The following is a 25,593-nucleotide window of genomic DNA, read 5'->3' on the forward strand; positions in this document are numbered from 1 at the left end:
CATGGCGGACAAGGGTGACCTCGGCTGGCGCGTGATGGCGGGCGCCGCGGCCTTCGCGGGCGGTTTCGTCGCCAAGAAGGCGATCACGCTGGCCTGGAAGAAGAGCACCGGAAAGGAGCCTCCGACCAACCCCGAGTCGCCGGAGGTCGCGCTGACCGAGGCCATCGGCTGGGCCGTGGTCATGGGCGTCGGCATGGAACTCGCCCGCCTCCTCGCCACCCGCGCCGCCGCCAAACAGTGGGCCAAGGGCACCGGCGAACTCCCGGGAAGCATGAAGGGATAGCTGCGAGGCGACGACGGATCACTCGAACCCCGTCCGCCGGTTACGGGTATTCACGTGGAGCGAGCGCCAGCGAGCGCAGCGGGAATACCCGGCGCGCCGCGTCCCCGCAGCGCAGGGAGCGCTAGCGACCGGAGCGAGGAGACCCGTGCCGCGCAGCCGGGGGGTCCGGGGGGTCCGGGGGGTCGTCCCCCCGATAGACAACAGCCAGGTCTCTGCGGATCTTGGCGGCCAGGGCCTTCGTCGCCGAGCGGTTCAGGGCCGCTCCCGCGGCGGCGCCGGTCAGGAAGGGCCCCATGGTGCCCAGGGTGCGGCCGAAGGTTCGTAGGAGACGGTTGCGTAGGGCGGACTTGGCGGCTGTGCCCACGGCGCTGGTCAGGGAACCCGTTTCCAGCGGGTTGACGCCTCGTTGGCGGGCCCAGGAGGTGAGGAACGCGGCACCGCGCGCGGTGCCGGTTCCCTGGACGCGGATGTCGTAGACCTCGTGGAGCTCGGCGATCATCTTGACCTCGATGGCCGCGACGACGAGGGTCTCGGCGGCGAGTTGGGCGGGGGCGGTCAGGAGGAGGGGCGGGGCGGCGAACTCCACGGCGGCCAGTGCGCCGCCTGCGGCGCCCACGGCGGTGGTGCTGTTCGCGGCCACGGTGACTAGGCGGTCGGCGAGTTCCTCGCCCATCAGGCCGTGGTGGTGCGCCTGGAGCGTCTCCAGGTCTCGGATCGGGATGTGGGGGGCGGCCTCGACGAGCACGTCGGTGAGCCACCGGCCGCGTGCGACGCCCGCGGCGCCCGCTCGACGGGCGTTCTGGCCGAGTAGTCCGGCCAGTCGTCCGAGCAGGCGGCCGCGGGTCTCGCGGTCCAGGTGCTCATCGGCGGTGAGCCGTCCGATCAGCTCACCGAGTTCCGTGGAGCCGTCGCCGGACGGCTCCACCTCGTCAGGACGTCGTTCCTCCCCTGCCACCCGACGGCCGCTCCCGGTCAGGCGGCGCATTCACGGCAGACCGGCTGACCGTTCTTCTCGGTGGCCAGCTGGCTGCGGTGATGCACCAGGAAGCAGCGCGTGCAGGTGAACTCGTCGGCCTGCCGAGGAACCACCCGGAAGGTGAGCTCCTCGTTCGACAGGTCGGCGCCGGGCAGTTCGGCGACCTCACCGGCGTCCAGGTCCTCGTCGATGATGCTGGCGGCCTTGTCGGCCCGCCGGGCCTGGAGCTCCTGGAGGCTGTCTTCGCTGAGGTCGTCGTCTGTCTTGCGTGGGCTGTCGTAATCGGTCGCCATCTTCTGTCTCCATCCCCCTCAGTGCTTTATGCGCCCCGTCGCGCGGAACTAACGCTCGGGGGACCGTTCTTGTGCCCGATCCGGGCGGGAAATTCTGTCACGATTGGTGACCTGCGACACACGAGGCGCGACCGTCCCCACGAGTGACACCCATCACCCGCATCTCGTCCTCACAGTGTGTCTTCCGTCACATCTCTCGGCAGATGTAACGGCGTGATCTTCCAAACCGGACTCCCGCCGCGCATCCCGCGGCGGTGGGGGATCATATCGGTCCGCGCGGCGTTGCGCGCGCCGACCTGCCGGACACGCCGGGATGGACGATCGACCTGGTGATCGGTCGAACCAGACTCTTCGGTGAAACGTCTGAAGTAACGCGATATCGTGCCCGCCTGAGGTTGGGGGCGGGCCCCCTGCGGGGACCGCCCGGCCATTGCCGGCGTACGGCCTCGAAGCGGGGTCCGCGCACGCTATCGCGGGACATCACTGCGGGTCATGGAGGGTCAGATGCCGGATGCCGCTCCGCTGGAGCCGGGCGATCCTAGCGCACTGGGGCAGTACGAGGTCGTCGGCCGGCTCGGCGCCGGCGGCCAGGGTGCCGTGTTTCTCGGGCGGACGCCCGGAGGCGAGTACGTCGCGATCAAGTTGCTGCACGCCCAGATGGCGAACGACCCGGCGGCGCGCGCCCGGTTCACCCGGGAGGTCGCGGCGGCCCAGCGGGTCGAGCCCTTCTGCACGGCGCGCGTCCTGGAGGCGGACGTCCACGGCGACCAGCCGTACGTCGTCAGCGAGTTCATCGACGGTCCGTCCCTGCACGACGTGGTCGCGCACGACGGGCCGCGCAGCGCCGACCAGCTGGAGCGCCTCGCGATCGGCACGGTGACGGCGCTCGCCGCCATCCACGAGGCCGGGATCGTCCACCGCGACTTCAAGCCGAACAACGTGATGCTCGCGTCCGACGGCCCGCGCGTCGTCGACTTCGGCATCGCCCGGACGGTGAACTCGCAGGAGAGCGCGGTGACCGCCACCGGGATGGTGGTCGGCACCCCGGGCTACCTGGCGCCCGAGCAGCTCACCGGCGCGCCGCTCACCCCGGCCGTGGACATCTTCGCCTGGGCCGCGACGATGGTGTTCGCCGCGACCGGGCAGTCGCCGTTCGAGGCGGACACGCTGCCGGTCATCATCAACCGGATCCTCAACGAGGAGCCGGACCTGTCCGCGCTGCCCGCGGGGCCGCTGCGCGACCTGATCGGACGCTGCCTGTCCAAGGACGCGGGCCTGCGCCCCCCGGCGGCGCAGCTGCTGCTGAACCTGCTGGGGCATGTCGGGGCAGCCCCTGGCGGCGGCCAGGAGGACCTGCTCAACCAGGGCACCCGCATCGCGTCGCAGCTCGCGCCGCCGCCCCCGGTGCCGCCCGCGCCGCGCCCGCAGCCACAGCCGCAGCACCAGATCACGCCACCGCCGATGCCGATGCAGCAGGGGCCGGGGGGGTACGGGCCGCAGGGGCCGGGAGGGTACGGGCCGCAGGGGCCGAACACGCCGCCGCCGCAGCCGATCACGCCCGCGCCGATGCCGATGTACCAGGGCGGGGCGATGCCGCCGCCCCCGCCGATGACGCAGCCACCGATGCAGATGGGGCATCCCGTCCCGCCGGGGCCGGGGTACGGGCCGCCGCGGCAGTCCAGCAACACCGGGCCGATCATCGCGATCGGCTGTGGCGTCCTCGCGCTGATCGTCATCATCGTGATCGTGGTGCTGGCCGCGATCGCCGCGAACGACGACCCGGACCCGTCGCCGTTCCCGACGTACTCGCCGCCCACCTATTCGCCGCCGACCTACTCGCCGCCGACGTCCAGCACCCGTGCCGGGCTGCTCGGCGTGTTCAACGGCACCGGGAACCAGCCGGGCGCGGGCGAGGGCCACACGAGTTTCAAGGTCCGGTTCACCCTGGCCTACTCGGTCGGGCTCGGGACGTACACGTACCCGTCCAACGCGCAGGCCGACTGCCGCACGCGACTGTCGTTGCTGTCCGACGCGGGCGCCGCCGTGGTCGAGTACCAGGAGACGCCGCTCACGGGCATGGATCCGAAGGAGTGCGCCTCCGGGTACATCAGGTTCACGCCGTCCTCGTCCGGTAACACGCTGCGGTGGGAGTGGCGGCAGACCCGGACCGCGGCGACCGCCGGGGCCTACGGGGTCGTGAGCAAGTGACGTTGGAGATCACCCCGCTTCGCGCGGGTGATCCTCCACGGCTGGGCGCGTACCGGCTGGCCGGGCTCCTCGGGGAGGGCGGTCAGGGCACCGTCTACCTCGGGGAGGACGAACGGGGCGAGCGGGTCGCCGTGAAGCTGCTCCACGCGCGCTTCAGCGGCGACCCGAAGGCCAGGGCGCGGTTCGCGGCGGAGGTCGCGGTCGCCAAGCGCGTCTCCGCGTTCTGCACGGCCCGCGTCCTGGACTCCGACGTCGAGGGCGACCGGCCCTACATCGTCAGCGAGTACATCGCGGGCCCGTCGCTGTCGACGGTGCTGTCGGCCGAGGGCGCCCGGCACGGCACCGACCTGGACCGGCTGGCGATCGGGACGATGACCGCGCTCGCCGCCATCCACCAGGCGGGCGTCGTGCACCGCGATTTCAAGCCCGCCAACGTGCTGCTCGCGCCGGACGGCCCGCGCGTGATCGACTTCGGGATCGCGCGGGCGCTGGACGCGACGGGCACGATGTCCAGCGCGGCCGTCGGGACGCCCGCCTACATGGCGCCGGAGCAGATCTCGGGGGCGCGGGTCGGACCGGAAGCGGACGTCTTCGCGTGGGGCGCGACGATGGTGTACGCGGCCACCGCGCGTCCCGCGTTCGGGCACGACTCCATCCCGGCGGTCATGCACCGCATCCTGAACCTTCCGCCGGACCTCGGGAGTCTGCTGCCGCCGCTGCGCGAGATCGTGTCGGACTGTCTCAGCAAGGATCCGGCGTTGCGTCCCGCGTCCGAGCAGGTCCTGGCCCATCTGCTGGACCTGGCGGGGAGCCTGCCGCGGCCGGACGCGAGCGGCGACGACTCGATGATCCTGACCCAGGGCGTCGTGACGGCGGCCACCGAGTCGGCGCGGCTGCGGATCGTCCAGGCGCCTCCGGCGGTGCCGCCACCCTCGTCGTGGCCGCCGCCCCCGCCCGCGGCGCCCCCACCCGCGGCGCCCCCACCCGCGGCGCCGCCGCCGAACGGGCAGGGGTACGCGACGTGGTCGCCGCCGCCCGGGGCCACCACCGACCTCTGGACGCCGAGCAAGCCGCGCAAGCGCGGGAAACGCGGCGTCGTGGTTCCGGCGAGTGCGGGCGGGGCCGCGCTGGTCGCGCTCGTGGTGGCGGGCACCGTGCTCGCCGTCCGGTACGGGAACGGCGGGCACGATCCGCCCGGCGCGCCCACCGGCCGGGTCGGCGGCACGCTACAGATGATCGCGGACGACACCTACCAGGGCGACGGCCAGCTCGATCCCGGGCAGAGCTACAGCGGCACCACGCGGTTTCTCACCAAGCAACTCTTCACCGGCCTGACGGAGCTGGACGCCCAGGGCGTCGCGCGGAACCGGCTCGCCACCTCGATCACCCCGGACGCCACCTGCCAGAACTGGCAGATCACCGTCCGGGCGGGCACCACCTTCAGCGACGGCGCACCCGTGGACGCGGCCGCGTTCGCCCGGGGCTGGGCGCGCAGCGCCGCGGTCGCCGCCGGGCCTGCCGCCTATCTGATGAACGACGTCGAGGGTTTCGACACCGTGTCCGCGGCGAAGACCGGCGAGCTGTCGGGCGTCAAGGCGACCGGATCGCAGCTCTCGGTCAAGCTCACCAAGCCCGACTGCGAGTTCCCGACCCGGCTGGCCGACCCCGTCTTCTTCCCCGTCCCAGCGGACGCGGGACGCTACGACAACACCGCCTACAACGACAAGCCCATCGGCAACGGTCCGTTCAAGGTGGAGACCAACACCAAGCACCAGAACGTCACGCTCGTCCGCAACGACGCCTGGGCCTTCGGCAAGACCAAGCTCGACAAGGTCGATATCAAGCTGGCCCGGGAACCCGCGCAGGCCCGTGTCGCGTTCACCGCCGGGGCCACCGACCTGGCCATGCTCGGCTCGACCACGTCGTCCGGGACTGGCGGCGGGAACGACCTGGTGAAGCGGTCCCTCCCGTACACGCGGTTCATCATCCCGCTCACCCGGAGGGGGCCGCTGAGGAGCAAGGAGGCCAGGCTCGCGGTCTCCGCCGCGCTGGACCGGACGAAGCTCAGCGCGGCGGCGCAGGGCTACTACCGGCCCGCGCTGGGCATCGTCCCGGCGACGATCCCCGGCGGTTTCGAGAAGCCGGGGGTCTGCGCGTCCTGCGGCGCGCCCGACCCGGACCAGGCCAAGGCGCTGGCGGCGCGGGCGGGGCTGAAGCCCGGCACGAAGGTCCCGCTCCACCACCCGAACGTGGCCTCCTACGAGCCCGTCGCCCAGGCCATGGCCGAGCAACTGCGGAGCACGCTCGGGTGGAACGTCGAACTGAAGCCCGTCGAGTTCGCCGACCTCCGCAAGACCTACTCGGGGAGCGACGCCGCCGGGCTCGCCCTGATGTCGTGGGGGCCCGACTATCCGACCCCGCGCACGATCCTGGAGCCGCTCCTCGGCGGCAGGACCGCCACCCTGGACGCCTCCTCGAACACCAACGTCAACGGCTGGCGGAACGCGCGCTTCGACGACCTGCTCGACCGCGCGGCGCGCAGCCCGTCCGCCGACACCCGCACGTCCCTCTACAAAGAGGCGGAGAAGATCGCGCTGGACGATCTGGCGATCATCCCGCTCATGGTCAACGAACGCGTCGCCCTCGTCCGCAAGGCCAAGTACGTCGGCCTGGCACTCGACTACGACGGCGACCCGACGCTCGCGTCCGCCGCGCTGAAGTGAGCACGCTGAGGTGAACGCCGCGCTGAAGTGAGCGCGGCGGGACGGGTCAGCCGGACGGCAGCCGGACGGTGACGACCAGCCCGCCCCCGGGACGCGGCGTCGCGTACACGGCGCCGCGATGCGCCAGCACCACCGACCGGACGATCGACAGCCCGAGCCCGGCGCCCTTGGACGACTCGACCCGGTCGGCGTTCAACCGCCGGAACGGCTCGAACAGCCGCTCCACCTCGTAGGCGGGCACGACGGGCCCGGTGTTCTCGACCTGCACCGTGGCGTAGCCCTCCAGCATGCCGGTGCGGACCCACACCTCGCCGCCGTCGTCCACGTTGTGCTTGATCGCGTTGTCGACGAGGTTGGACACCAGATGCTCCAGCAGCACCGGGTCGCCGAGCGCGTCCCCCGGCGTCAGCTCCGGATGGACGGACACGTCGGTGCCGTTGTCGCCGCGCGCCGGACGCTCCAGCACCTTCGTGGCGACCTCGGCCAGGTCGACCGGCGTGCGGGTGACCAGCTCGCGCTCGCTGCGGGCGAGCAGCAGCAGGCCCTCGATCAGCCGTTCGTGGCGGGCGTTGGTCGCCAGCAGCGTGCGGCCGACGGCGCGCAGGTCGTCGGAGACGTCCGGGTCGCCGAGCGCGACCTCCAGCAGCGTGCGGTTGATCGCGAGCGGGGTGCGCAGTTCGTGGGAGGCGTTCGCGACGAAGCGGCGCTGCGAGTCGAACGCCTGCCCGAGCCGCTCCAGCATCGCGTCGAACGTGTCGGCCAGCTCCTTGATCTCGTCGTCGGGGCCCTCCAGCGCGATCCGCTCGTGCAGGGTGCTCTCCGACAGGCGGCGGGCGGTCGTCGTGACGCGCTGGAGGGGGCCGAGGGCCCGGTCGGCGACGAACCAGCCGAGCACCAGCGTGATGATCCCGACGCCGCCGAGCGCCAGCAGGGAGCGTCCGACGAGCTGCTGCATCGTCTGCTCGACGAACTGGCGCTGGAGAGCGGTGGCCTCCTCGTCGGAGATGTTGTAGCCGATCACCTTGACGCTGCCGAGGATGTTGGCCATCAGCACCGACATCACGAACAGCAGCAGCGCGCCCGCGACGAAGAACAGCAGCCCGTACAGGAGGGTGAGGCGCAGCCGGACGCTCATGCGGGGCAGCGCCTTCATGGGCCTGATGTCGCCGAACGTCCCGCCGCCGTCGCCGCGCCACATGCCCTTCGGGGCCGGGGGCGGCGGCGGGACCTGCTGCGGGCCGGGACGCCGCCACGCCCGGTTGTCGTCGGAGCCCGTCCGGCGCGGTTCGTCGGTGCCCTGCCGCGGCTCGGGTTCGCCGGTCACAGCCGGTACCCCACCCCGGGCACGGTCTCGATCACCGGGGGGTCGCCGAGCTTCTTGCGCAGGGTCATCATCGTGACGCGGACGACGTTGGTGAACGGGTCGATGTGCTCGTCCCATGCCTTCTCCAGGAGCTGCTCGGAGCTGACGACGGCGCCGTCGCCGCTGAGCAGCACCTCCAGAACGGCGAACTCCTTGCGGGTCAGCTCGACGGGACGGCCGTCCCGCGCGACCTCGCGGCGGGACGGGTCGAGCGTGATCCCGGCGCGTTCCAGCACGGGCGGCAGCGGCGCGGCGGCGCGGCGGCCGAGGGCGCGCACCCGGGCGATCAGCTCGGCGAACGCGAACGGCTTGGCCAGGTAGTCGTCGGCGCCGATGGACAGGCCCTCGACGCGGTCGTCCAGCTCGCCCGCCGCCGTCAGCATGATGATCCGCGCCGGGTAGCGCTGCGAGACGAGTTGCTTGCAGACGTCGTCGCCGTGGACCCGGGGCAGGTCGCGGTCCAGCACGATCACGTCGTAGTCGTTGATGCCGGCCCGCTCCAGCGCGCCCGCGCCGTCGTAGGCCACGTCCACGGCGAGCGCCTCCCTGCGCAGGCCGGTGGCGATCGCGTCGGCGAGCACGCGCTCGTCCTCGACGACTAGAACACGCACGGGATCCCCCTCCATGGCCGGGGGCACGGCACGCCCCCGGGCTCCAGGTATGCCACGGACACCGTAAGGCGCCCGTAAACACCTGTTCAGCTGACCGTCGCCCGCACCGTGACCAGGCGGACGCAAGTCCCCGCGAAAATTGCAGTGGCGGACAGGTTTACCTTCAGCCTAGGCCTGGGTAAGGCATGGCACGATCCGGGAGGAGGCCTATGGGCGAGTTGTCACGCATGATCCAGCAGCGACTCGACGACGCGTACGCGTCGCTGCGGAGCGCCCATGCGGAGGGAGACGCCTACCTGGCGGACATCCGTCAGGAGGAGATCAACGACCTGCGCCGGATCGCGGCGAACAACGACATCGGCGTGGAACCACCCCGCTGCGACTGAGCGACGCGCTGACGACACGGGGTCCGGGATCGCGTCCCGGGCCCCGTGTCCGGCTTTGCGCGGCCGGGCTTCGTGCGTGTCGGGCTTCGTGCGAGCCGGGCTTCATGCGAGCCGAGCTTCATGCGGGTCGGGCTGTGTGCGCGGGTCAGTCGGTGAGCGGGTTCAGCGGGGCCAGGACGTCGTGCAGGGCCTCGAACGTGCCCGGTCCCCCGGCCACGGCCAGCTCGGGCCCGGGCGGGGCGCCGTGCAGCCCCTCGATGCGTCCGCCCGCCTCCCGGACGATCAGGCCGCCCGCGGCGATGTCCCACGCCTGGACGCCGCGCTCGTAGTAGGCGTCGAGCCGTCCCGCCGCGAGGGAGCACAGGTCCACGCAGCAGGAGCCGCCGCGCCGGATGTCGCGGACGCGGGGCAGCACCCCGGTCAGGACCTGCGCCTGCCAGGCCCGCCGCTTCGCCGCGTACCCGAACCCGGTCGCCACCAGCGCCTCGCCGAGCGGCACCTGAGAGTTCACCCGGAGTTCGCGGGTGCCGGACGCGGTGTGGGCGACGGCGCCGCCGCCGCGCACGGCCGTGTACGACTCGCCGCGCCGCGGGATCTCCACGACCCCGGCGACGACCGTCCCGTCCACCTCGGCGGCGATGCTGACCGCCCAGTCGGGCAGGTCGTACAGGTAGTTGACGGTCCCGTCGATCGGATCGACGACCCAGCGGACGCCGCTGCCGCCCGCGCGGTCGCCGCCCTCCTCGCCGAGGAAGGCGTCGTCCGGCCGGACCGCCCGGATCCGCTCGATGATCAGCTGTTCGGCGGCGCGGTCCATCATGGTGACGACGTCGGTCGGGGACGACTTGGTCTGCACGACGTCCGGGCCGTCCGCCGGGCGCTTGTCGACCAGCATCCGCCCCGCCTCACGCGCGGTCGCGACGGCCAGCCCCAGCAGTTCCTCCGCGAAGCTCATCGTGATCTCTGTGGGAGGACGACCCTCGGCGCCCCCCGGATTCGCTTCGCTCATTCCGTCTCGCCCAGGAGGTGGCGCGGCAGCGCGGCGAAGCGGGGGTCGGTGCCGGGGGTGGCGGCGCGCGCGAACGCGATGCCGAGGTCGGCGGCCAGGTCGGCGGCCTCGACGTCGAGGTCGTACTTGACCTCCATGTGGTCGGAGACGAATCCGATCGGGACGACCGCGACCGCGCGGACGCCCTCGCCGCGCAGCTTCTCCAGATGCTCGGTGATCTGCGGTTCCAGCCACGGCTGGGTCGGCGGGCCGCTGCGGCTCTGGTACACCAGATCCCACGGCGTCCCCGGGGCGGCCTTCTGCGCGACCGTCCGCGCGGCCGCGTACAGCTCTTCCGCGTACAGGTCGCGGTTGGGCTGGGCCAGCGGCACGCTGTGCGCGGTGAAGACCAGCCGGGCGCCTTCTGGGAGTCGGCTCAGTGCGTCCTTGGTGGCGTCCACGAACGGTTCGATGAATCCGGGCCTGTCGCAGTAGACGGGCAGCTTGTCGATCTCAGGCGCGTCCGGTACCTCTGCGCGTGCGCGCGCGATGTCGTTGAGGTACTGGTCGTTGGTGGAGAAGCCGCTGTAAGCGGACGTGACGAACGCGGCCGCCCTCCGGACACCGTCCGCCTGCATCTGCCGGACGGTGTCGGCCAGATACGGGGTCCAGTTCCGGTTGCCCCAATAGACGGGCAGGTCTATGTCGTGGGCGGCGAAATCGGCCTCGATGGCCGATTTGAGGTCCCGGCACAGCCGGTTGATCGGGCTGACCCCGCCGAACAGGAAGTAGTGCTCGCCCACCTCTTCCAGGCGTGCGCGGGGGATGTTCCGGCCGCGAGTCACGTTCTCCAGGAACGGGATCACGTCGTCGGGCCCCTCCGGCCCGCCGAAGGAGAGAAGGAGCAAAGCGTCGTACTGGGTCAGCACGCGCGCGCGCGAAGTCATGACTCCATCAAATCAGCTGTACTTCCGTGCGTACGCCTGGGCCAAGCCGAGGACCTTCTGGACGTACCAGTCGGCGTGGTTGTAGCGCCACACCGCCTGGTAGAGGCGCCGTCCGCCCTGGCCCGCGCCGTTCGCGCACAGGTACTTGGCCGCTCCGGGGATGGCGTCGTAGGGGTTCATGATGTCGGCCTTGCCGTCGCGGTCGCCGTCCACCCCGTACGTCCGCCAGGTCGCGGGCATGAACTGCATCGGGCCGAGCGCGCCCGCGCTGGACGGGCCCGCGTTGCGCCCGTGGTCGCTCTCGACCTGGCCGATCGCGGCCAGGACCGTCCAGGACAGGCCCCGGCAGGAGGAGGCCGCCCGCTTGTACAGGTCCAGGTAGCCGGTCGGACGCCCGCCGCCCGCCGGCTCCTGGAAGTCGTGCAGGTTCACCACGTTCGCGCCCCGGCCGAGGATCCTGGTCACCGCACTGACGACCTTGGCCGGGCTGACGCCGGGCGCGTTGACCAGGACCGCCACGTTGGAGACGAGCCCCATCCGGTTCCCGGCGTTCGCGCTGACGAGCATGTCGATGCCGGGCAGGCCGAGGGGTCCGGCGCCGCCCATCGTGAGGGTCGGGACGGTCCGTCCGACCACCGGGTAGCGCATGCCCCGGTCGAGCCGGAGCTTCTCGGCGGCGGCCGGGGACACCACGAACTTGTCGGCCGCGAGCGCCTCCCACAGCTCGGTCTTGCGCGCCGTCGCGGGCGGCGTCCAGGACCGGAACGCCGACGGGTCGACGGCGAGGGCGTTCACCTGGCGGCCCTGGAGCTGGACGGCGCCGCCCGCGACCGCCACGACGTCCCCGATCTTCCCCAGCCCGCGGATCTTCTTGATCTTGGCGGCGGGGATCGGGCCGTGGCCGCCCACGGCCAGCACGTCCGGCGGCACCACCCGCCGCAGCGGCGCGACCTGGCCGCCCGTGGACACGTTGACCGGATCGCCGGGCGGCACGCTCGGCGGCGGCTCCGTCCCCGTCGCGCCGGACACGGGCGGGGCGTCCTCGTCGGCGGTCAGCGCGGCGAAGACCCCACCGGACGTGGTGGCGGCGGCGAGGATCGCGATACCGGCGATGACGAGCGGCAGCCCCCGGCCGCCCCGGCCGCGCGAGCCGGCGCGCCGTGCTGATGGAGGAGCCACAACACTTCCCAACGACTGTCGTCACGGACGGGTGCCCACGGTGTCACTTCTTTCCCGCATGTCACGGGATCATGGCCCGGATCATGATCTGGGAGCGTCGCGGATCGTACGGTATCGACCCGGGCCAAAAACATGAACTTTCCTCATGAATCCGCCGCGAGTAGAGTCACGCCATGTCCCCTAGAGTCACGCCATGTCCCCCGTGACCAACCGAACCTGGCAGAACTGGGCAGGAAACCAGCAGGCCACGCCGCGTCGCGTCCAGACGCCGGGCACGACGGACGAGGTGGCCGCGGCGGTCCGGGCGGCGGCCGACGACGGCCTCACCGTCCGCATGCCGGGCACGGGCCACTCCTTCACCGGGGCCGCCGTCGCGGAGGGCGTCCTGCTGCGCCCCACCGGGCTGACGGCCGTGCGTTCGGTCGACACCGCGTCCGGGCTGGTCACCGTCGAGGCGGGGCTGCCGCTGCACGCGCTCAATCGCCTTCTGGACGAGCACGGCCTCGCGCTGGCCAACATGGGCGACATCCAGGAGCAGACTGTCGCCGGGGCCCTCCAGACCGCCACGCACGGCACCGGCCGCGACAGCGCGGGCCTCGCCTCGCAGGTCGTCGCGCTGGAACTGGTCCTCGCGGACGGCACCGTCGTGACGTGCTCGCGGAAGGAACGTCCCGACCTGTTCGACGCGGCCCGCGCGGGCCTCGGCGCGTTCGGCATCGTCACCGCCGTCACGTGGCAAACGATCCCCGCGTTCCTTCTGCATGCGCGGGAGGTGCCGATGCGGTGGGACGAGGTCCTCGCGCGCCTGGACGAGTTCGACACCGCCAACGAGCACTTCGAGTTCTACTGGTTCCCACACACTGAGGGCTGCCTGACCAAGCGGAACAACCGTGTGGAGGGTCCCGCCGAGCCGTTGCCCAGGTTCAAGCACTGGCTGGACGACAGGTTCCTGTCCAACACGGTCTTCGGGGCGGTCAACCAGGTCACGCACCTGGTTCCCGCCACCACTCCGTTCGTGAACGGCATCTCGGCCAAGGCGCTGGGTGCCCGAACCTACACCGACACGTCGTACAAGGTCTTCACCAGCCCGCGAACCGTTCGGTTCAAGGAGCAGGAGTACGCGATCCCGCGCGAGGAACTCGTCCCCGCCCTGCGCGAACTCCGCTCCCTGTTCGCACGGAAGGACTGGCGGATCAGCTTCCCCATCGAGGTACGGGTCCTCCCCCAAGAGGACGCCTGGCTTTCGATGGCGCACGGACGGCACAGCGCGTTCATCGCCGTGCACGTCTTCCACCGCGACTCGCACCACGAGTACTTCCGAGGCGTCGAGGACATCATGACCGCGCTGAACGGACGCCCCCACTGGGGCAAGCTCCACACGCGCGACGCGGCCTACCTGGAGAAGGTGTATTCACGGTTCGGCGACGTCCAAGCTCTGCGAGACGAACTCGACCCGGACCGCCGCTTCGCCAACCCCTACACACGGCGCGTGTTCGGCGACTAGTCCCCGGGTGTGGGGGTCTGCTGCTGGCCGCCGCCGCCCTGCGGGCCCTCGCTGGGTGTCGGGGTGTCCGGTCCCGTCGGCGCCGTGCTCGTCGGCCCCGGCGTGGGCTCTCCGGTGGGTTCCTGCGTCGGCTGCGTCGTCGGTGGGCCGTCCGTACTCGGCTGTGTGGACGGCGTCTCACCCGTCGGCGTGTCGCTCGGGCTGGTCGTGGGGTCGGTGGGCTGGCCGGACGGCCCGTGCGTGGGGTCGTCGTCCGTACTGCCGCCGCCTCCGCCGCCGAGGACGTTCGTGACCGTCAAGCCCTTGTTGCTCTTGCCTATGGGCTGCCCCGTCGTCGCCTCGACGAGCGTGATGCCGCCGAGCACGAGGCCGAACACGGCGGCCGACGACACCACCAGCTTCACCCAGTGCGCCTTCGCCCATTCGACCGTGCCGTCCCACGCCGACCGGCGGACGACCTGGCGGACCGCGTCCTCCCCCGCCTCCTCCGCGAGCGACGCGGCGACGGCGTCGACCGGTTCCCGGCGGGTGGCGTTCGGATCGGCGCCGAACACGCCGTCGAGCCGCGTCGCGTTCGGGTCACCGCCGCCGAACGGGGGGTCGTAGCGGGTGGCGTTCGGGTCGCCCGACCACACGACGGTGCGGGTCGGGTCGGCGCTCGTCGCCTCGCCCACCGCGCCCTCGGCGGTCTCCCGCCGCCGCGCCGCCGCCTGGAGGTGCGTCAGCTCCCTGATCTGGTCCTTGCCCTGGTCGAGATAGTGCTTGCCGACCGCCGAACCGGCCGTCGAGATCACGCTCATCAGCGCCGCGCCGATGATCGTCCCGTAGACCCCCAGGTAGGACGCGCCGAAGGCGGCGACCGCCGTCGCCAGCGCACTCGCGATCAGCTGCGTCGTGCTGAGATCCGGCAGCTTGCGCCGCATTCCCCGACTCACCCCTGTTCCATCGCCGTCAACCCCCCGATGACCAACTAACCAGGACATTCGGAATGTTCCGGACGGAGACGTGACGCTCGCAACGTCGAGGCGGAGGCGCCGGCGGGCACGGTGTGGAAAAAGATGGACAAGAATCGAGCCGGGCGGCCCCGGGCCGGTCGCGTCACCGGCAAGCTAGGTCGGGTGCCCTCTTCGACCTCGTGAAGAGGGCTTCGAGAGCGGCGATGTTCGGACATGCCGGGTACGGTGCTGGCAGCAGGTGTGTCCGAAAGAGAGACTCGGGAACCCGGGGGAAGGGCACGCATGCGCCCTCGGTGGGCATCGGACGGCCGGCCGGTGAGAGCACGGCCGGACGGGTCCGGAGTCCTCCGTGCCATCAGGACAGGGCAGGAAGGACACGCATGCAGGAGCTGCGCCTCGTCGCGGTCAGCGAGGACGGTACGTACCTCGTCCTGGCCACCGCGGGCCGAGGCACCCGGTTCACCCTGCCCGTCGACGACCGGCTCCGCGCCGCGGTCCGTGGGCACTTCTCCCGCCTCGGCCAGTTCGAGATCGAAGTGGAGAGTCCCTTGCGCCCCAAGGAGATCCAGGCCCGTATCCGCTCCGGCGAGACCGCGGAGGAGATCGCCGAATCGGCGGGCATCCCGGTCGAACGCGTCCGCTGGTTCGAGGGCCCGGTCCTACAGGAACGCGAGTACATGGCGCAGCAGGCGCAACGCGTCGCCGTCCGGCGGCCCGGCGAGTCCGCGCCCGGCCCGCCCCTCGGCGAGACCGTGGAGGAACGCCTCGGCCGCGGCGGCGTCGACCTCGAAGAGGCCGAGTGGGACTCCTGGAAGTGCGAGGACAACACCTGGCGCGTCCGGCTCTCCTTCTTCGACAACGGCCGCCCACACGCCGCCGAGTGGACGTTCGACCCGCGCCGCCGCCATGTCTCCCCGCTGGACGAGATCGCCGCGCGTCTCACCGCCGCCGAGTGGGACGACGAGCCGCTGTCCGACACCGTGACGCCGCTCGTCCCGCGCCGTCCCGCCATGACGGTCGTGTCCAGCGACCGTGACCGTGATCGCGACCGTGAGGCGGCTCCGCGTGGGCTGCCCGCCGAGCCCGAGCAGGCCGAACGGCCCGAGCAGGCGAGCGCCCGCGAACCGCTGCGCGCCGCCGAGCCCCGCGACTACATCGTCGAGCCCGGCCCGACGACCGAGTCCCGCAGCCCCTTCCGGCGGCCGCCCGAGGCCGTCCTGCGCGAGGCCGCCCGTATGGAGGCCGCCGCCGCCGAAGCCGCCCGCGCCGAGGCGGCGGCCCTCGCCAAGGCCGCCCCGCCCGAGACCGCCCCGCCCGAGACTCACGACGCGCCCGAGACCGACGACGCCGCCGAGGCCGCCACCGGGCCGCCCGCAGCGCTCCGTCCGACCGACGACGCCCCGGACCCGGCGGAGACGGCCGAGCCGGTGCGGGCCGCCGCGGACGTCCAGGAGGCCCCGGAGCCGGAGGAGACCGTCCAGGCCGAGGAGCCGGACCCCCCCAGCGAAGCCACCGCCGAAGAATTCGTCGAAGAGGCCGCCGAGGAGCCCGCCGAGCCGGAGGCGGTCGCCGACCAGCCCGAGGAAGCACCGGCGGAGAAGGCACCCGCCACGGAACCGCGGAGCGAGGCGAAGCCCGCCGAGCCGGAGCCGGAACCAGAACCGGCGCCCGAACCCGTCGAAGCGGAGAAGGCCCCGGCGGAGAAGCCCGCACCGCAGCAGCGGACGGCGCAGCGGCAGTCGTCGCGGACGCCCGCGAAGAAGAAGCAGCCGAGCCGTCCCGCCATGCCCGCCGCCGCACAGGAGAAGCCCGCGACCGAAAGGCCCGCCGCCGAACGACCCGCCGCGGGGACGCCCGCCGCGGCCGCGAGCAACGGTGATACGGCGGCGCCCCGTCCGGCGCGGCGCCGCAAGGCCAAGGGCAAGCGCGCCTCCGTGCCGTCCTGGGACGAGATCATGTTCGGCGCCCGCCGCCCCGAGTAGGCGGCCGGACGTCAACCTCGCCGCGGCCCTCGCCGTCCGGCGGGGGCTCCAGGAACGGCGCCAACCAGGCCGGGGTGATCTCGGCGGCCAGCGCCACGGCGTCGGCCTCCGCCATGTCCGTGGCGGAGTAGCCGCCGTCCCCGGCGCCGACCGCGGCGAACAGCGTCGCCAGGCCGAGCCTGCGCTGGAAGAGGGTCCGGCGGATGCGCCACCCGACGATGGCGCCGTGTTCGACGACCACCTGGCGGCGGCGCAGCGAGCCGGACCGGACGCTGAGGCGCTCCCCGTCCGTGCCGTGGCCGAGCTGCCGGTAGCGGTCGAGCCCGAGCGGGACGGCGGGCACGACGAACACGGCGCACGCGCAGGCCACCCAGGGCTGACCGGCGAGCAGCGCCAGGACGGCGACCCCCGCCGGGAGCGCCATCGCGCGGACGAGCCGTCGCCCCCGCGCGGCGGGCGGATGCGCGACCAGCGGCCCGGGCACGGCCCCGACCACGCGGGCGGCGAGCGCCTCGGCGACCCCGCGCGGCGCTGCGGGCAGCAGACGGCCGCGATGCGCGGCGTCCCCCAGACCGGTGATCAGCGCGCCCACACGGGTCACCCCGGCCACGCGCTCGAACGGGTTGTCGGCCAGCTCGACCCCCCGCAACCGGCGACGCTCCAGCGACACACTGCGGCGGGTGATGAGGCCACGTTCCGCGACGACGGATCCGTCCCGTTCGCGGACGGTGAAGTCCCAGTTGAACAGTGTGAAAACAATGACCGACATGACCGGCATGGCGATCAGCACGAGGATGGCCAGCGCGACGACGAGGGCGGTGGACAGCCCCACCACGTCATGGCCGACGCCCTCCACCCGCTCCCGGGTGATGAGGCCGAGGTCGTCGCCGAGGTTGTAGACGGTGCCGAGCAGGCTCCCGGCCAGCGCGAACGGGGTGAACAGGTAGGCGCCGCTGAGCGGCGCGTACACGTACCAGCGACGCCGCATGCGGGCGAGGACACGGCTCGGCGGCGCGGGCGCGTCACGGGTCGGCGCGTCGCGTGCCAGCAGCACGCCCCGGAGCCGGTCGGCCTCCTGCCGGGACACGGCGTTCAGCGACCCCTCGCCGCCGTCGGCGCCCGCGTCGATCTCGACGACGGCGAGGCCCAGCAGCCGGTGCGGCAGGGACGCGCTGATGTCGACGCCCCGGATCCGGTCGCGCGGGATGCTCTTGACGGACCGTCCGATGAGGGCGCGCCGGAACTCGATCCGGTCGCCGTACAGGACATAGGTGAACGTCGCCCAGCTCGCGACGTGCACCAGCAGCCCGAACGCGAGCCCGATGAGCGTGAAGTAGAACGCCGTGGACAGCCCGCCGACGAGCAGCCCCGTCGCCCCGGCGGCGACCAGCGCCACGAGTTCGCGGACGGCCCCGACGACGAAGGTGAGCGGATGCAGCCGCTGCGCGCGGCCGACGTCCGGCGGCGACGTCCCGTTGAGCGCGGGACGGTGGTCGCCCCCGTGACCGTTCGACGACGGTTCGGGGGCCGGGTGCGGGCGCGCGGCGGGTTCGGGGGTGTGGTCGCCGTCCTGGACGTTCACGTGGCGTCGTCGCGGAGGTCGTGGGCGCGTCGCGCGAGATCCTCGGCGAGGTGGGTCGCCACGTCCACCGGAAGGCCGGACACCTCGGACGACCCGGTGTGCGAGGCCGTGTTCACCTCGATGGTGGCGAGGCCCAGCATCCGTTCTATCCAGCCCTGCTCGGTGTCGACGGTCTGGATGCGGCTCACCGGCACGAGCAGCCATTCGCGGCTGAACCAGCCCGTCCGCGTGTAGACGACGTCGGCGCTGACCTCCCACCGGTGGACGCGGTATCGCCACACGGGCGCGACGGACACCATGAGGAGCCCGGCGGCGCCGACGGCGTAGGGCAGCCAGCCGATCCGGCCGGACAGCCAGCCGGGCACGCCGCTCCACCCCTCGTCGCCCGCCCAGGCCGCCACGCCCACCGCGAGACCGAACGCGAGCCCCCACAGCAGCAGGTACTCGATCGCCCAGTGCGCGACGGCGCGGCGCGACACCCGGTGTTCGGGCGGCCGCAAGCGCGGCGGGTGCGGCCCCCCGCCGTCCTCCCCGTGACCGCTCCGCACCGACGTCACACCGCGAGTTTAGAACGCCGGAGGTCCCCTCCCGTTGTCACCTGCGAGGTCGAATCGCGGGATCCGGGGCACAATCCGCCGGAGGTGAGCGTTCTGTCAGAGGTGCATGCGATGTTTCCAGGACGCATCTTGCGTCGCTGACAGGGCCAGGCACGGGGCGGCGGAAAACTGGATGCGAACTTATCCGGACACCGCATATTTTGGCTGGTCTCTCTTCTGAGAGGCGTAGACGTCCGGCGAACCAACCACCAGGAGATCACATGACGTACGCGATCCAGGCCGAGGGCTTGGAGAAGCGGTTCGGTGAGACCCAGGCGCTGGCGGGCGTCTCTCTCACCGCCGACGCCGGGACGGTGCTCGGCGTGCTCGGGCCGAACGGCGCGGGCAAGACCACCATGACCCGTATCCTCGCCACCCTGATCGAACCGACCGGGGGCAGGGCGAGCGTCGGCGGCTTCGACGTCGTCAAGGACGCGCACAAGGTGCGGCAGCTCATCGGCCTGACCGGGCAGTACGCCGGGGTCGACGAGATGCTCACCGGCACCGAGAACCTCGTCCTGATCGGCCGTCTGCTCGGCATCCCGCGCCGCGACGCCAAGGCGCGCGCGGCCGAGCTGCTGGAACGTTTCCAGCTGACCGACGCCGCCGAACGCGCCGCGAAGACCTACTCCGGCGGGATGCGCCGCCGTCTCGACCTGGCGGCCAGCCTGGTCGGACGGCCGCAGATCCTGTTCCTGGACGAGCCGACCACCGGCCTCGACCCGCGCAGCCGCAACGGCCTGTGGGACATCGTCCGCGGCCTGACCGACGACGGCGTGACCGTGCTGCTCACCACGCAGTACCTGGAGGAGGCCGACCAGCTGGCCGACGACATCATCGTCATCGACCGCGGGCAGGCCATCGCGCACGGCACGTCCGACGTGCTGAAGTCGCAGGTCGGCGGGCAGGTGCTGGAGGTCCGCCCGGTCAACGCGCCGGATCTGGACACCGCGGCGCGGATCGTCGGCGAGCTGGCCGAGGCCGAGCCGGAGGTCCGGGACGGCCTGATCAGCACGCCGATCACCGATCCGGAGCTGATGCCCGCCGTCGTCCGCCGTCTCGACGACGCGGGCGTGACCGTCGGCGAGCTGTCGCTGCGCAAGTCCAGCCTGGACGAGGTGTTCTTCGCCCTCACCGGCCACCACACCGAGGACATCGACGCCGAGGCCGACGAGCTGGAGCAGTCCGTGAAGAACGAGTCCGCCGACAAGTCGGCCGACCGGGAAGGGGCGTCGGCATGACCACCGCGACGTTCGCGCCGCAGGATCTGTCCAAGCGGGTCGCGCCGGGCACCGCCGTCCGCAACATCCTCACGCTGGCCTGGCGAAACCTCGTCCAGATCAAGCACAACCCGATGGAACTGCTCGACCTGTCCCTCCAGCCCATGATGTTCGTGCTGCTGTTCGCGTACGTCTTCGGGCCCGCGATGGAGGGCAGCGTCGACGCCTATCTGCCCGTCCTGATTCCCGGCATCATCGCGCAGAACGCCCTGTTCGCCGGGATGAGCACCGGTTTCGGGCTCAACACCGACATCACCAAGGGCGTGTTCGACCGGTTCCGGAGCCTGCCGATCTCGCGCAGCGCGCCGCTCGTCGGCCGGATCATCGCCGACACCGTCAAGCAGGCGTGGTCGATGTCGATCCTGCTGGCGGTCGGCTTCGCGATCGGGTTCCGGCTCGGGACGAACGTCTTCGCCCTGCTCACCTCGTTCATCCTGTTGCTGACCTTCGCGGTCCTGTTCTCGTGGACGTCGGTCTACATCGCGATGAAGGTGAGCGAGCCGGAGAAGGTGCAGATCTTCGGCTTTGTGGTGATCTTCCCGCTGAGCTTCCTGAGCACGGCGTTCATCAAGACCACCGAGGGGATTCCGGGGCCGGTGGCCTGGGTGATGGACAACAGTCCGGTGACCCACCTGGTGGAGGCGATGCGCGGCCTGCTCGTGGGCGGGCCCGTCCTCGAACACGCCTGGATCGCACTGGTCTGGGGTCTCGGGATCGCCCTGGTCTTCGCACCGCTGTCGTTGCGCGCCTTCAAGAAGCGCGCGTGAGCATCAAACGGCCGCCCGGACCGTGACCCCTTTCGGGGCACGGTCCGGACGGCCGTTTCGGCATGCCCGTGACCAGATCGGCCATCGCCGCGACCGACAGCGACCTCAACTGTTGCGATCGCGTCCGAAGGCAGGTTTCGAGCTTGCGAGAAACCTGATCGCGCAGCGAGCCTCCAGGCGGGTCGGAGCGATGCAGCGATCGCACCGCAGTGCACGACGACGGAGGGCGCTCAGCGCCCGACGGAGGAGAGCTCTGCAATAGACACAGCGGCTAGCTCGAAGTCGGCGCGCGGCTGCTCGACGGTGGCGAGCGAGACGGTCTCGCGCTTGAGGAACAGCGCGAGCGTCCAGTCCGCCACGACGCGGATCTTGCGGTTGAAGGTCGGGACCATCGCGCCGTGGTAGGTCCGGTGGAAGAACCACGCGGGCCAGCCCTTGAGCTTGAAGCCGAGCGGGTTCGCCACGCCCTTGTGCAGGCCGAGCCCGGCTACGGTGCCGAGGTCGCCGTGGACGTAGGGCTTCAACGTCTTGCCGCGCAGCGACCGGACGATGTTGTCGCCGAGCAGTTTGGCCTGCCGGACGGCGTGCTGCGCGTTCGGCGGGCAGAACTCGCCGTCCTGCGTCAGGTCCGGGATCGCGGCGTTGTCGCCCGCGGTGAACGCGCGCACGAGGCCCTCGATCGTCAGGTACTCGGTGCCCTTGACCCGGCCCTTCGCGTCCAGCGGCAGGTCACCGAGCCGGACGACCGGCGACGGCTTCACGCCCGCGTTCCACACCAGCGTCCCGGCGAGGAAGTTGCTGCCGTCCGACAGCTCGATGCGTCCGCCCACCGCCGACTTCAGCAGGGTGTTCATCTTCACGGCGATGCCGCGCCCGCGCAGCTGCTCGGCCGTCCACTTGCCCATGTCGGGGCCGACCTCGGGCAGGATGCGCCCGGTCGCCTCGACCAGCATGAACCGCAGGTCCTGCGGGGTGACCTTACGCATGTATCGGGTGGCGTCGCGGGTCATGTCCTCCAGCTCGGCGACCGCCTCGACCCCGGCGAAGCCGCCGCCGACGAACACGAACGTCAGCGCCTTGCGGCGCAGCTCCTCGTCGTCGGTCGACTCGGCGATCTCCAGCTGCTCCAGCACGTGGTTGCGCAGGTGGATGGCCTCGCCGACGGTCTTCAGGCTGATGCCGTTCTCGGCGAGCCCGGGGATCGGCAGCAGCCGGGGCACCGCGCCCGCGGCCATGACGAGGTAGTCGTAGGTGATCCGCTCCGGCGTGCCCGCGAGCGGCTGGACGATCGCCCAGCCCTCCTCGTGGTTCAGCTCGGTGACCCTGGCCTTGCGCACGGTGCACTTCTGCAGGACCCGGCGGAGCGGAACGACGACGTGCCGCGGGGAGATGTTCCCGGCGGCCGCCTCGGGGAGGAACGGCTGGTACGTCATGTACGAGTTGGGGTCAACGACGGTGATCCTGACCTCGCCCCGTCTCAGCTCGCGCTTCAGCTTCTTCTGTAGGCGCAAGGCGGTGTACATGCCCACATAGCCACCACCCACGATGAGGATGTGGGGAGCGCCAGGGGTCTCCTGGGCGGTCCTGGCCATTGCGGCCTCCAATGTCACGGTCGGCTTGTGAAGACATTCACAAGCTACTCGATGGAGCGTGCCCGGCACCAATGAGAACCGTGCGAAGAACGCGAAAATTTCCCGTTCTGGCAAAGAAAGTCGCGGATGACGCTGTGAAACACGCCACTCCTTCCCTTTTAACTCGACACAAACGGACAAAACACTCATGACCAACGTCACAGCGTCCGCCCCCGGAGAGCCGTCCCCGGTGGGACGAAAGGCGCGTTCCACTCCCCGCGAAGCCCTATCGTTGGGGCGGACGAGGAAGGGGGCGCCGGCGGCGGGACGCGGGCTGCCGAGATCCGGAGCCGAGATGACGGCGATCCGGCGGTGCGCGGCGTACGATCTCGCCCGGGAGCGAATCCATGATGAGCAGAGACCGGCGTCCGATTCCGACCGTGTTCGCGTCCAGGGCCGCGACCGCGGTCGGCGCGCTCGCGCTCGCCGGATCCGTCGGCGGCTGCGGGCTGATCGGCCAACCCCAGAACAAGAGCGCCGAACTGTCGGAATGGTTCACGGTGACCAGCCCCGTCTTCCGCGAAGGGCGCGACTTGCCCCCGAGGTACGGCTGTACGACGTACTCTGGCGGGCAGGGCAAGACCCCGCCGCTGCGGTGGTCGGGCACCCCGGCCGGAACCAGGTCGTTCGCGATCGTGATGGACGATCCGGACGCCTCCGGCGGCGCCTATGTCCACTGGGTGATCGCGGGCATCGACGGAACCGTGAACGAACTCGTCGAGGGAGCACGTCTGGACAGGACCGTCGAAGGATCGACCACGGACAAGAAGGTGGGCTACGCGCCGCCGTGCCCGCCCAAGGGAGAACGGCACCGGTACCGGTTCACCATCTACGCGCTGGACGATCCGGCACCATTCCAGAACGGCGCCGCACTGAAGGACTCGCTTCCCGCCATCGCCGAGCACACGGTCGGGCGGGGACGGATCACAGGGAACTTCGGCGGCTAGTAGGCGCGTTGACCGTGGAGTCTCGAAGCACGTGGAGCCACAGGACACGTGAAGTCTCGAAGCACAGGGTCAGGGCGGACCCCACCGGGGGGCTGGAGCCGACAGGGGCGTACCGATGGTCGGATCGACCGATCGGCACGCGCCGTGCGAGGGTAAATGTGCGCGAAGGGTGTGACAACGGTCATAGCGGTCGGACAGAATCGGGTTGAGCCGGGGCGGCGGACTCCCGAGGACGACAGGCCGTCGGCATCGGCCGGAACGGACCCGCGGTCCGCGCCGGGACTTCTCACCGGGCCAAGGCATTGGGTGGTGGCATGACTTCTTACATCGTGGTCTTCGGCCTCATTGTGGTCGTGGTCCTCGTGGTCGTCCTCGTGGCCCTCGGCCTGCGGGCCAGCAGGGCGGGACGCGACGACGACGACTGGATGGACGACGAGCCGCAGCAGCCGCGCGGCCGTAGAGGAGTCCCGCCGCAGCACGAGGAGGCGGGCGGCCCCGACGGCTACGGCTACAACGACGGCTACGACTCGGGCTATGACGCCGGATACGACTCCGGCGGCTACGAACGTCCGGGCGCTCCCGAGGCCGCCCATGACCGGCGCGTCGCTGGCGGACCGGTCGCTGGCGGACCGCTCGCGGCTCCCACCACCCCGTCCCCGCCACCGCCCGCCGCTAGCGGCGGCCCGGCGTCGGACGAGATGGAGGACGACGACTACTGGGCGACGATCACCTTCGACAAGCCCAAGTTCCCCTGGCAGCACGACAACGACGACGCCCGCGGCGACGTCGACCCGTCAGCCGACCCGCTGAACGCGCAGGGCCCCGCCGAGCAGGCGCCCGCCGAGCAGCCCGGCCCGCCCCAGCACAACCTGACCCAGCCGGTCTCCATGAACGCCGACGGCCCGGGATTCGGCGTCCTCGGCGGCGGGACCGGTCCGCAGCAGACGCCCGGCCAGGGCGGCTTCCAGGGCGGCTCCCCCTTCACCGGCCAGGACCCGGGCTCGACGGCGCTCGACCCGATCCCCACCGACCTCGGCTCCCCCGGCGGCCAGGGCGGCCCCGGCATGCAGTCGCCGTACGGCGGCGGTCCCGGCATGCCCGACCAGTCCCCCTACGGCGGGCAGGAGCCGCAGCCCGCGTTCGGGTCGGCCGACTACGGTTCGGGCGACTACGGGTCGGGCGACCAGTACGGCAGTGAGCAGTACGGCGGCGACCAGTACGGCGGCGGCCACGACACCGGCTACCCGGACCAGGGGTACGGCGACCAGTCCCAGCACGGCTCCCCCGAGCCGTCCTACGGGTCCGACCCGCTGGGCGGCCGTCCCGCCGCGGCCGCTGGCCCGCCCCCCGGAGGCCGCCAGGACGGTTACGACCTCGGGCTCGGCCCGTCCGGTCCCGTCCCCTCCGCACCCGGCGCGCCCGCTCCCGGTTCGCCCGGGCTGGGCGACCCGCGCGTGCCCGATCCACGGATGCCCGATCCCCGCGTGTCCGACCCGCTCGGGCTGCCGCTCGGCCGCACCGACGAGCCGTCCGGCGCGCCCGCTCCCCAGGCCCCGGCGGCGCACGGCGCCCCTCCTGGCGCCCCCCCTGGTGCGACCCCCGGCGGTGGCACCGACACCGACGGTCACAAGCTCCCGACCGTGGACGAGCTGCTCCAGCGCATCCAGAACGACCGGCAGCGGTCGTCGGGTCCGGCCTCGTCCGACCCGGGCTACGGCGGCGGTTCCCTGAACGATCCCCTCGGCGACCCGCTCGGCACCGGCTCGTTCGGTACCGGCGGCGGCGCGGGCGGCGGAACCGGCAACACCGCGACCGGTCCGTGGTCGTCGCCCGGCCACTCCGGCGGCTACGACTCCGGGGTGGGCTCGGGCGTGCCGTCCGGCGCCACGCCCGGATACGACTCGGGCCTCGGCGGCGCGTCCGGATACGGGCAGGGCCAGCAGAACGACGGTTACCCGACGGCCCCCGCCTACGGCGACTCGGCGCCCCGGTACGACGACCCGCTCAGCGGCACCGGACGCGAACCGTACGGCGGTTCCCCCGGCACCGGTTCGGGTGGCGGTGGCGCGGGCGCCTACGGCGACTTCAGCGGCAGCAGCTACAACGGCGGCGGCGACCCGCTGTCCGGTCCGCGTGACACGGGCGCGCAGGGCGGCGGCTACGTCGACCCGAACGCCACCCAGACGTACGGGGCCGGCGGGTACGGCACCGGCCCGCAGGGCGGTCCGCCCCAGGGCGGCTACCCGCCGGGGCACCCGAACGACACCGGCCCGTACGGTTCCCGCCAGCCCACCGACGACTGGGAGAACTACCGCCGCTGACCCGAACACGGGTGAAGGCCGCCGGATCCGTCCGGTGGCCTTCGCGTTTCACGGGTGAAGGCAGGTGATT

At 72.0% G+C, this 25,593-nt stretch carries 21 protein-coding genes; 10 read left to right on the plus strand and 11 right to left on the minus strand.

What is annotated here, in order from left to right:
- The first annotated feature begins 1 nt into the window (after position 1).
- A complete protein-coding gene (locus tag ABD808_RS24560; RefSeq protein ID WP_344900648.1) occupies positions 2–283 on the plus strand; it encodes a DUF4235 domain-containing protein in 282 nt (93 codons plus the stop codon).
- Between the two features lie 121 nt (positions 284–404).
- Here the strand turns inward: ABD808_RS24560 and ABD808_RS24565 are convergent, their stop codons facing one another.
- Both ABD808_RS24565 and ABD808_RS24570 read right to left on the minus strand, forming a co-directional pair.
- Positions 405–1,238, minus strand: a complete 834-nt coding sequence (locus tag ABD808_RS24565; RefSeq protein WP_344900650.1) for a hypothetical protein — start codon at positions 1,236–1,238, stop codon at positions 405–407.
- 17 nt (positions 1,239–1,255) lie between these two features.
- Positions 1,256–1,552 carry a DUF4193 domain-containing protein gene (locus tag ABD808_RS24570; protein WP_117404125.1) on the minus strand — a complete coding sequence of 99 codons (297 nt, stop codon included), beginning with the start codon at positions 1,550–1,552 and terminating at the stop codon, positions 1,256–1,258.
- Positions 1,553–2,056: 504 nt separating this feature from the next.
- On the opposite strand from ABD808_RS24570, the gene ABD808_RS24575 reads away from it, so the two are divergent.
- Positions 2,057–3,760, plus strand: coding sequence for a serine/threonine-protein kinase (locus tag ABD808_RS24575; RefSeq protein WP_344900653.1), 1,704 nt, complete (start codon positions 2,057–2,059; stop codon positions 3,758–3,760).
- Positions 3,757–6,483 carry an ABC transporter substrate-binding protein gene (locus tag ABD808_RS24580; protein WP_344900655.1) on the plus strand — a complete coding sequence of 909 codons (2,727 nt, stop codon included), beginning with the start codon at positions 3,757–3,759 and terminating at the stop codon, positions 6,481–6,483. The genes ABD808_RS24575 and ABD808_RS24580 overlap by 4 nt, the downstream gene beginning before the upstream one ends.
- 46 nt (positions 6,484–6,529) lie before the next feature.
- Here the strand turns inward: ABD808_RS24580 and ABD808_RS24585 are convergent, their stop codons facing one another.
- Together ABD808_RS24585 and ABD808_RS24590 are read right to left on the minus strand one after the other, a co-directional pair.
- Positions 6,530–7,807 carry a sensor histidine kinase gene (locus tag ABD808_RS24585; RefSeq protein ID WP_344900657.1) on the minus strand — a complete coding sequence of 426 codons (1,278 nt, stop codon included), beginning with the start codon at positions 7,805–7,807 and terminating at the stop codon, positions 6,530–6,532.
- The gene (locus ABD808_RS24590; protein ID WP_344900659.1) at positions 7,804–8,457 is read right to left on the minus strand and encodes a response regulator transcription factor; all 654 of its coding nucleotides are present in this window, start codon (positions 8,455–8,457) and stop codon (positions 7,804–7,806) included. Before ABD808_RS24590 ends, ABD808_RS24585 begins: the two co-directional genes overlap by 4 nt.
- A gap of 209 nt (positions 8,458–8,666) precedes the next feature.
- On the opposite strand from ABD808_RS24590, the gene ABD808_RS24595 reads away from it, so the two are divergent.
- Positions 8,667–8,843, plus strand: coding sequence for a hypothetical protein (locus tag ABD808_RS24595; protein ID WP_344900661.1), 177 nt, complete (start codon positions 8,667–8,669; stop codon positions 8,841–8,843).
- Positions 8,844–8,988: 145 nt separating this feature from the next.
- Here the strand turns inward: ABD808_RS24595 and ABD808_RS24600 are convergent, their stop codons facing one another.
- Genes ABD808_RS24600 through ABD808_RS24610 form a run of 3 tightly spaced genes read right to left on the minus strand, consistent with a single transcriptional unit; the run spans position 8,989 to position 11,957 of the window.
- Positions 8,989–9,798: an inositol monophosphatase family protein gene (locus tag ABD808_RS24600; RefSeq protein WP_344900663.1), complete on the minus strand. Its 810-nt coding sequence runs from the start codon at positions 9,796–9,798 to the stop codon at positions 8,989–8,991.
- A gap of 50 nt (positions 9,799–9,848) precedes the next feature.
- The gene (locus ABD808_RS24605; RefSeq protein WP_344900780.1) at positions 9,849–10,757 is read right to left on the minus strand and encodes a ferrochelatase; all 909 of its coding nucleotides are present in this window, start codon (positions 10,755–10,757) and stop codon (positions 9,849–9,851) included.
- A gap of 33 nt (positions 10,758–10,790) precedes the next feature.
- Positions 10,791–11,957 carry a lytic transglycosylase domain-containing protein gene (locus ABD808_RS24610; RefSeq protein WP_344900665.1) on the minus strand — a complete coding sequence of 389 codons (1,167 nt, stop codon included), beginning with the start codon at positions 11,955–11,957 and terminating at the stop codon, positions 10,791–10,793.
- A 193-nt stretch (positions 11,958–12,150) separates the two neighbouring features.
- Between ABD808_RS24610 and ABD808_RS24615 the strand changes: the two genes are divergently transcribed.
- On the plus strand, positions 12,151–13,461 hold the full coding sequence (locus ABD808_RS24615; protein WP_344900667.1) for a D-arabinono-1,4-lactone oxidase: 1,311 nt from the start codon (positions 12,151–12,153) through the stop codon (positions 13,459–13,461).
- Here the strand turns inward: ABD808_RS24615 and ABD808_RS24620 are convergent.
- Entirely contained in the window at positions 13,458–14,384 is a 927-nt protein-coding gene (locus tag ABD808_RS24620; RefSeq protein WP_344900669.1) for a hypothetical protein, read from the minus strand. The genes ABD808_RS24615 and ABD808_RS24620 overlap by 4 nt on opposite strands.
- A 413-nt stretch (positions 14,385–14,797) precedes the next feature.
- Between ABD808_RS24620 and sepH the strand changes: the two genes are divergently transcribed.
- Entirely contained in the window at positions 14,798–16,399 is a 1,602-nt protein-coding gene (gene sepH, locus ABD808_RS24625; RefSeq protein WP_344900671.1) for a septation protein SepH, read from the plus strand.
- Here sepH and ABD808_RS24630 read toward each other — a convergent pair.
- Positions 16,371–17,981 carry a PH domain-containing protein gene (locus tag ABD808_RS24630; protein WP_344900673.1) on the minus strand — a complete coding sequence of 537 codons (1,611 nt, stop codon included), beginning with the start codon at positions 17,979–17,981 and terminating at the stop codon, positions 16,371–16,373. The genes sepH and ABD808_RS24630 overlap by 29 nt on opposite strands.
- Positions 17,978–18,538, minus strand: a complete 561-nt coding sequence (locus ABD808_RS24635) for a PH domain-containing protein (protein ID WP_344900675.1) — start codon at positions 18,536–18,538, stop codon at positions 17,978–17,980. The genes ABD808_RS24630 and ABD808_RS24635 overlap by 4 nt, the downstream gene beginning before the upstream one ends.
- Before the next feature lie 260 nt (positions 18,539–18,798).
- Between ABD808_RS24635 and ABD808_RS24640 the strand changes: the two genes are divergently transcribed.
- Complete coding sequence (locus ABD808_RS24640; protein WP_344900677.1) at positions 18,799–19,818, plus strand: ATP-binding cassette domain-containing protein; 1,020 nt, start codon at positions 18,799–18,801, stop codon at positions 19,816–19,818.
- Complete coding sequence (locus tag ABD808_RS24645; protein ID WP_344900679.1) at positions 19,815–20,624, plus strand: ABC transporter permease; 810 nt, start codon at positions 19,815–19,817, stop codon at positions 20,622–20,624. The genes ABD808_RS24640 and ABD808_RS24645 overlap by 4 nt, the downstream gene beginning before the upstream one ends.
- A 230-nt stretch (positions 20,625–20,854) precedes the next feature.
- Here ABD808_RS24645 and ABD808_RS24650 read toward each other — a convergent pair whose 3' ends face one another.
- Positions 20,855–22,216: an NAD(P)/FAD-dependent oxidoreductase gene (locus tag ABD808_RS24650; RefSeq protein ID WP_344900681.1), complete on the minus strand. Its 1,362-nt coding sequence runs from the start codon at positions 22,214–22,216 to the stop codon at positions 20,855–20,857.
- Positions 22,217–22,602: 386 nt separating this feature from the next.
- Here ABD808_RS24650 and ABD808_RS24655 point away from each other — a divergent pair, with 386 nt between their 5' ends.
- Positions 22,603–23,202, plus strand: a complete 600-nt coding sequence (locus ABD808_RS24655; protein WP_344900684.1) for a YbhB/YbcL family Raf kinase inhibitor-like protein — start codon at positions 22,603–22,605, stop codon at positions 23,200–23,202.
- A 314-nt stretch (positions 23,203–23,516) separates the two neighbouring features.
- Entirely contained in the window at positions 23,517–25,523 is a 2,007-nt protein-coding gene (locus ABD808_RS24660) for a hypothetical protein (RefSeq protein WP_344900686.1), read from the plus strand.
- Positions 25,524–25,593 lie beyond the last annotated feature (70 nt).

This window comes from Actinomadura meridiana (assembly GCF_039537545.1).
Lineage (GTDB): Bacteria > Actinomycetota > Actinomycetes > Streptosporangiales > Streptosporangiaceae > Spirillospora > Spirillospora meridiana.

Excerpts from the sequence above, each read along its gene's own strand:
- ABD808_RS24645 (WP_344900679.1), top strand. The coding sequence starts at position 19,815 with ATGACCACCGCGACGTTCGCGCCGCAGGATCTGTCCAAGCGGGTCGCG.
- ABD808_RS24655 (WP_344900684.1), top strand. The coding sequence starts at position 22,603 with ATGATGAGCAGAGACCGGCGTCCGATTCCGACCGTGTTCGCGTCCAGG.
- ABD808_RS24620 (WP_344900669.1), bottom strand. The coding sequence starts at position 14,384 with ATGCGGCGCAAGCTGCCGGATCTCAGCACGACGCAGCTGATCGCGAGT.
- ABD808_RS24600 (WP_344900663.1), bottom strand. The coding sequence starts at position 9,798 with ATGAGCTTCGCGGAGGAACTGCTGGGGCTGGCCGTCGCGACCGCGCGT.
- sepH (WP_344900671.1), top strand. The coding sequence starts at position 14,798 with ATGCAGGAGCTGCGCCTCGTCGCGGTCAGCGAGGACGGTACGTACCTC.
- ABD808_RS24660 (WP_344900686.1), top strand. The coding sequence starts at position 23,517 with ATGACTTCTTACATCGTGGTCTTCGGCCTCATTGTGGTCGTGGTCCTC.
- ABD808_RS24560 (WP_344900648.1), top strand. The coding sequence starts at position 2 with ATGGCGGACAAGGGTGACCTCGGCTGGCGCGTGATGGCGGGCGCCGCG.
- ABD808_RS24595 (WP_344900661.1), top strand. The coding sequence starts at position 8,667 with ATGGGCGAGTTGTCACGCATGATCCAGCAGCGACTCGACGACGCGTAC.
- ABD808_RS24575 (WP_344900653.1), top strand. The coding sequence starts at position 2,057 with ATGCCGGATGCCGCTCCGCTGGAGCCGGGCGATCCTAGCGCACTGGGG.
- ABD808_RS24570 (WP_117404125.1), bottom strand. The coding sequence starts at position 1,552 with ATGGCGACCGATTACGACAGCCCACGCAAGACAGACGACGACCTCAGC.
- ABD808_RS24615 (WP_344900667.1), top strand. The coding sequence starts at position 12,151 with ATGTCCCCCGTGACCAACCGAACCTGGCAGAACTGGGCAGGAAACCAG.
- ABD808_RS24640 (WP_344900677.1), top strand. The coding sequence starts at position 18,799 with ATGACGTACGCGATCCAGGCCGAGGGCTTGGAGAAGCGGTTCGGTGAG.
- ABD808_RS24650 (WP_344900681.1), bottom strand. The coding sequence starts at position 22,216 with ATGGCCAGGACCGCCCAGGAGACCCCTGGCGCTCCCCACATCCTCATC.